Source organism: Flavobacterium sp. FPG59 (assembly GCF_002150205.1).
GTDB lineage: Bacteria > Bacteroidota > Bacteroidia > Flavobacteriales > Flavobacteriaceae > Flavobacterium.
Genome location: NZ_MTCA01000183.1, coordinates 1 through 6258, shown reverse-complemented (window position 1 = coordinate 6258; position 6258 = coordinate 1). Strand labels below are relative to the sequence as shown.

General features: G+C 30.7%; 7 protein-coding genes and 1 pseudogene. All 8 read right to left on the bottom strand.

From position 1 onward, the window contains the following. Nucleotides 1-176: 176 nt before the first annotated feature. Nucleotides 177-1211, bottom strand: a complete 1035-nt coding sequence (locus FPG59_RS12925; RefSeq protein WP_086455004.1) for a T9SS type A sorting domain-containing protein — start codon at nt 1209-1211, stop codon at nt 177-179. Nucleotides 1212-1552: 341 nt separating this feature from the next. Further along, nucleotides 1553-2053: a DUF1648 domain-containing protein gene (locus FPG59_RS12920; RefSeq protein WP_086455003.1), complete on the bottom strand. Its 501-nt coding sequence runs from the start codon at nt 2051-2053 to the stop codon at nt 1553-1555. Between the two features lie 110 nt (nt 2054-2163). After that, nucleotides 2164-2694 carry a MepB family protein gene (locus FPG59_RS12915; protein ID WP_086455002.1) on the bottom strand — a complete coding sequence of 177 codons (531 nt, stop codon included), beginning with the start codon at nt 2692-2694 and terminating at the stop codon, nt 2164-2166. Nucleotides 2695-2808: 114 nt separating this feature from the next. Next, the gene (locus tag FPG59_RS12910) at nt 2809-3345 is read right to left on the bottom strand and encodes a YfiT family bacillithiol transferase (protein WP_086455001.1); all 537 of its coding nucleotides are present in this window, start codon (nt 3343-3345) and stop codon (nt 2809-2811) included. Between the two features lie 175 nt (nt 3346-3520). After that, nucleotides 3521-4315, bottom strand: a complete 795-nt coding sequence (locus FPG59_RS12905) for a hypothetical protein (protein WP_086455000.1) — start codon at nt 4313-4315, stop codon at nt 3521-3523. A gap of 50 nt (nt 4316-4365) precedes the next feature. Next, nucleotides 4366-4536: a hypothetical protein gene (locus tag FPG59_RS16660; protein WP_176330746.1), complete on the bottom strand. Its 171-nt coding sequence runs from the start codon at nt 4534-4536 to the stop codon at nt 4366-4368. Between the two features lie 160 nt (nt 4537-4696). Continuing rightward, a complete protein-coding gene (locus tag FPG59_RS12900) occupies nt 4697-5380 on the bottom strand; it encodes a hypothetical protein (RefSeq protein ID WP_086454999.1) in 684 nt (227 codons plus the stop codon). 447 nt (nt 5381-5827) lie between these two features. After that, nucleotides 5828-6258 (bottom strand): annotated as a pseudogene (locus tag FPG59_RS16655) (hypothetical protein); the annotation flags it as partial.

Genomic DNA, 6258 nt, shown 5'->3' with positions numbered 1-6258 from the left:
AAATTAATTCATAAAAAAAGAGGACACTACATCCTCTTGATATTCTTTCTTAAAACTTTACGATAACTCCGTAGTTCCAGGTTTTACGCCGTGGAGTATTTAGCAGGGGGTTCATTACTTTGTCAGTTCGCCATGGCAAATACCACGAAAACGTAACTATTGGCAGAAGTACAGTTTTATTTTTTTATAAATTTGAACGTTTTATCACTGTTTATTGTCAAAAAGTAAACACCTTTTTCTAAACCTTGTAAGTCAATAGTAGGTTTCTGATATATAAATTGTTTAATAATTCTGCCGTTAATATCTGATATTAATATTTTACTATTTTCCAAAACATTTTTCAATGTTAAATAGTTTGAAGTTGGATTTGGATAAATTGAAACTTGATTTTCAATTTCAAAATTAGTTGTTGATAAGTTAGGAAGACCTATTTTTGATATCTTGTTTGTATCTCGTTGAGATAGAAAAAGATGAGTTCCATTGTTTACCAAACCATAAACTCCTCCTAAATTTGCTGAAACTTCAATAACTACCTGATTTACAATATTCATTTTATATAGTTTTCCTGATCCATAATCAGCAATGTATAATTCTGAACCTACTAAATTCAAAAATGCTGGTTCATTAAATCCAGTACTCATTTGAGTAACTACAGGTACAGTTGCAGTTAAGTCAACTTTTGAAACAACATTTGTATCAAAATCAGAAAAATAAAGTGTATTATTATTAATAACTAATCCAGTTGGTCCAAAGATATTGGTTAAAAAATCTGTCTTTACTAAAGTTGTTAGATTTAATTTAGAAATCTTATTGCCTTTGTATTCAGCAATATATAAATAGTCGCCATCAATTACAATTCCTGTTGGTTCTAATACACCTGTAATAACAGTTTCTACACTTGGTGTTGCAGAGGAAATGTCAATTTTTGAAATTTTATCACCCTGATATTCTGCAATATATAATGTATTCCCACTAATTGCTAAACCATCCGGATCCGAAAGTCCTGTAACAACGTCTGTTTTTGTTGGCGAAGCAGAAGAAATATCTATTTTAGAAATTTTATTTGCTCCAAAAGCTTCTGCGATATACAATGTATTTCCAGAAATAGCGAGACCTGCAGGATCATTCAAACCAGTAGTTAATACATCGACTACTTGAGCATTTAAATTAATAGTTATTAGTAGTAATAAGAAAAGTAATTTTTGTTTCATAATTTTATTTTGATGTTAAGGTCGTGTTTTTTAGTTTTATTTATGCCACCGTCAGCTTGTATTAAAACATCTGTTTTATTTTAATTTCAGCGTAAATATAGTTGATTTAAACTACTAAATAAATCTTTCTGTAAAATCAATTATGGAGTGCGACGCAAAATATACATTAAAAAAAGAGCCTTAAAACACATCTTTTGAACCAGAAAATAAATTTAGTGCTATTAAATGCTGCTTGATATCCATTAATTGGAAGGGGGAACAATTGAACAAAGTTACTAATCCTTGTGGGTAATAGATTATAAATCCAGTAAAGCGTTTATATCTAATAATTTGTCATTTCATCATTGTTTTGATTTAAATGATTTCATAACAAAATAAATCAACGGAATAAAAATCAGTCCCATTGTTAGTGGTAAAAACCATACTCCAAGTCCGTCTGCTTCTCCATTTGCATTTTGAATTGTCTTGAATGCAATAAGTCCGAAAACAAAAACGATACTAAGTTTAAGATATCTTATAAATCTTGTCGCATTGGTATATTGCCTAAAAGCGTTTTCTTGCGTAATATCTATTGGATAATTAAATACATGTGGAACCTTATTTAGTATTGTCAATCCAATGAATAAAATTGTTGCAACTAAGGGTAAAGTCAAAATAGTTGCTTTTCCGCCAACTCCGTCAGCTTGTCCTGCTGCATTATAATGTGTCGGGATAATTTCAGGTAAGTTTGAATAGTTTGTAAATGTCAAAACCCAAATAGCAACAATCAAAAGCCAACCCATAATTTCAAATGTTTTGTCGGCTGTTGTGAGTTCTAATTTCATTTTTGGTCTTTCTTCCATTGTCAATTTATTTTGTTCGTTATCGTCTTGATAGTATTGACTAAAACGTCAATATGTCCTCTTGGTAAATTCAAAACGGCTTTCATTACTTTGTTGTTGCTTTTTTTGAGTTAGTTTTTATCTAATTCTATTTTCAGTAATTTTTTTAGCTTGTTTAAGTCAATTACGTTACAGTTTCCAATTTCTACGAAATATTTTGTTTGCCAATTTTGAGTTTTTTGTGCTTGTTTATTTTCTGTTACGCTCCAATTTGGATAAACTCTAATTCCACGTTTTCCTTTCCCTTTGGGGCTTGTCAGAATTCTATTTTCGCTCAAAACTGTTTTGTTGAAAATGAAAACCCCAAACCTTTCTGCTTGACGCGTAGCAATGACGTAAAATTCAAATTCATCGTCAACATGATGCGGTTCTGTTATACCCTTTTGATTTCGTTTCCAGATTGATACAAATTGCCCAGTTTTGGTTGGCGTGATTTTCGCCATTCTGAATTTTACTTTATGTTTGTTCAATTCAAAATTATGAGCAAAATACTCTTGACTTTCTTTTTCCGTCTCTACGTTTTCAAGTTGTATTCCGCAAACTTTAAATATGGAATTATTTAAAAGTTGTATTTCAGAAAATAAGTTGCTTGAATTTGTCAATTTTGGTACTATTAATTTTCTTTTAAGTTCTATTTTTCCCTTCGCGAGGCTATAAGGGATTAAGTTCTCGAGCTACAGCATTTCGGGTTTCTTACTGTACACTGTTTTTTATGTTCATTTCCAATTGTTTCGTGCCTTTGTTTCAGTTATATGAGCAAGATGGTGGTTGCAATGCCACGCATAAACCCCAATATTCTCGTCTATCCTAAACTCTTTTCCGTGTTCGGGATGAATAAATATTTTTGAATAGTCGCTTTCTGCTAAATTGTTTAATAAAACGGTCCATCTTTCGTGAATACCTTCAATCATTTTTAATGACGGTTCTATTTGCATCTTTTTGCTATCAAACAGTTCTGCCCAACGATCTTCATAATATGGTTTTATTGTTGGTTTATCCTCTGTCAATGCAAGTTTTAAACGAATTAAACTGTTCATATGACTGTCAGCACAGTGATGAATTACTTGCCTAATTGTCCAGCCATCAGGTCTGTAGGGAGTGTCAAGTTGCTCGTCAGTTAAATTTATGACTTCACTTGACAGTCTCTCTGGAAAGGTGGAAATATCAGAAATCCATTTTTTTAAAATGTCATTCGTAATTAATGTTGGTTTGTCAAACTTACCTGTAGGGTATTTTAATAGCTCAATATTCATAAAGTTAATTTGTGTCTTTATTGTGTCTGTCTTTTTATCTTGAACGCCAAAGCTGCTGCGCTACAAGCAGTTTGGGACTAAAGTAACGTTATTTTAGGATTACCAAAATTACCAAATACAAAACCAACTTTCCATTAAGCCGAATGTCTAAATCCGTTGTTGCTGTTGGGGATGTTTACTTTATCTCGATTTCTCTGTAGATTCCTATAGGACTTACTGATACTTTCGGATAATATACCTCGAAAAATTTTTCCAACCCTTCTATAGCAGAGAAAACACCTTGAAATGCTTTTTCATAAATTTTTTCAACAGATAAATCTGATTCATCGGAAAATTTGAATTCATCGCTTGGTTTTGTTCGTCCATCAATCTCTTGTGGGCAAGAAGTTATTATACCGAATATTGTTAATTTAATATTTGGTCGACTTCCATAAGTATATATAATATTTTCAAAAGTTCCATTAACTAAAAATTGCTTTTTTAAATTTGAAACAATTTGAAACTCGGGAAAATCATTAAAAGGTATGAGTTTGAAGTTTAAACGATTTGGATTTAATGTAGATAAAAATACTTTGATTCTTTCAACAAATGTTTCATCTAAAAGATTTGAACCTGATAATTGTTGAATAAGTTCATCAAATTTTTTTTCAGTAATTTTTAATTGATTTACTTCTTTTTGATTGTGAGCTCTTTTTAAAGCTTTCCTTTTTTCATCGATTTCTTTGTTCAAACTTATTATTTCTGAATTTGCCTGATGTGCTGAACCATATATAAGTCTTTGGATTTCATTAAAATTATCAAGAACGCTAGTAAATCTTTGATAATCCTCAAATGTACACCATCCTGTTGCTTTAATGTAAGTGAAATTTGGGACCTTTTCAAGAAAATCATTATACGTACTATTGAATTCCGAATCTAGTTCTTTTAATGTATTACTTTCAAATAACTTTGTTTCGATATCATTGAGCAACTCATGAAAGATTTCTACTTTTTCTGTTTTTATAGTTTTCTCTTTATCATTTACTCCAGTTTTACCGCTAATAATTTTGATATCAAAACCAAGTTGAGAGTCACCTCCATTTTCATTTTCGATGCTCTTGTTATTTCACTCAATAGCCCTCCGCTTAGTTGACTTTGTAGAGATTTTGCTTTATCATAATCAAAGTAAATAAAATCTTTTATTGTCTTCATTTTCTGTCTGTGGTTTTAAATATCTCCCAAGGTTACGCAGCTACACGAAGTTCAAGGCTACGTGACTGCATATTTTCTAATTAAGCAAAAAGTTCAATGTGAAACGGCAATTCCACCAAATCCTTGCATTTTGTATAACTGCTGTTGGCATTAGTTATTTTTATCCAAATAGTCTTTTCCAAAAACCTTTTGGACTTTCTAATTTTGTTATTCTTGATTTATTTATGTCAGTTGTGTCGTTTGTAAGATTCCTAATCCCACTATACAAAGGCTCTCCTTCTTTAGTAATTGGAGTAATAGAATCAAGAGGATAAAAAATATTATATCCATCCATTCCTACAGGGAAGTTTGTTCTATCAACCCATTGTTTTTCCAAAAGTTCAGGCAAAGGCTCTTTAACTATTTTTTCATCAAAACTTTTCTTTGCTCTAGCAATGAATTGACTGTCAAAATTAGAAACTACTTTGCTAAAATAATCTAAACCATTTGCTGGAATGTGTAACAGAAAAATTTGGGTTTTACCATTTACCACGTAAATATTCATTACTTTAAAATAACTATTTGCGTTTATACAGCAATGTGCATATTTTTCAACGTCAGGATTAATTTGATATAATTTTGCTGCCTTTGAAGAAGCAATAATAAATCGAGTATTTTTATCTAATCCTGCTGCTTTTGAACTTACATCAAGAAAATAACCATTTCTTAGAATTTGTTCCTCTTTAAAGAGTTTTATTACAGATTCTTTAAGATTGCAATCTCTGTAATATAATGTTGCTCCTGGATATGTCCAATTAAAAATTTCTTCAGTATTTTTGAGTATCTTTTTATCCGTTTCGTCCATTTTATCTTTTCGTTTTTATAATTACTATCAACTATTAAGTATGCGCAACTTTATTGCGCATATACACCCAAAACATAGTGCTTTGTAGTTGCTTTATAACGCATTATTTCATTGCTAATATACAAACAAATAGTACAAAATGAGCTACAAGGTTTTTGTTTTTGTATCGTTTATCATGTGTTTTGCGTGAATGATGGAAGCGGCATCCTTTTATGGAGTTTACGGAATAGAAGATACAGCGCAAAGCCTGACCCGGAGTTTTTACGCAGGGGCACGCCCAAGATTTTATTTTTTCTTGATGTCTATTAACAGTAACAGGCTATGAGCGATCCTAGTCTGTTTACTATAAATCCTTAAATGCAGGAGCATCGTTAAGATCTTTGGTGGTTGTCGCTGCTTTTCTTGCAACGGCATATATAAGGAAATCTCCGCTATTTATACAAGTACTTATTCTTCATATTTTTTTAAAATCATCAAAATATTTTCATCGGTCATTTTCATGTTTTCAATTAATTTTACTAGTTCAGGAGTAGAGTGAAGAAACGTAATTTCTTTCAATTTTTCTCTTTTATTGTTAAATACACCAAATTTAAATTTTTCATTGTTTTCGTTTACCATATAGTCATTTTCCATGACTGAGCCATCATAAGCATTTCTTACATATGTGCGATACCATTTAATAATACTACCTTTGAATATGATTTTAGTTAAAAATTTTCCCTCTGCAATAAACAATTGACTATTATTGGATAAATCGGTAATTGTTAACTCCTTTATATCACTTACATTTATTTTTATTTTTTCATTTAACGAATTAAATGTAAATAATTTTGGATTTGTAGGGTTAAAAGGGATTGGGATTTTAGTGATTATAGTAT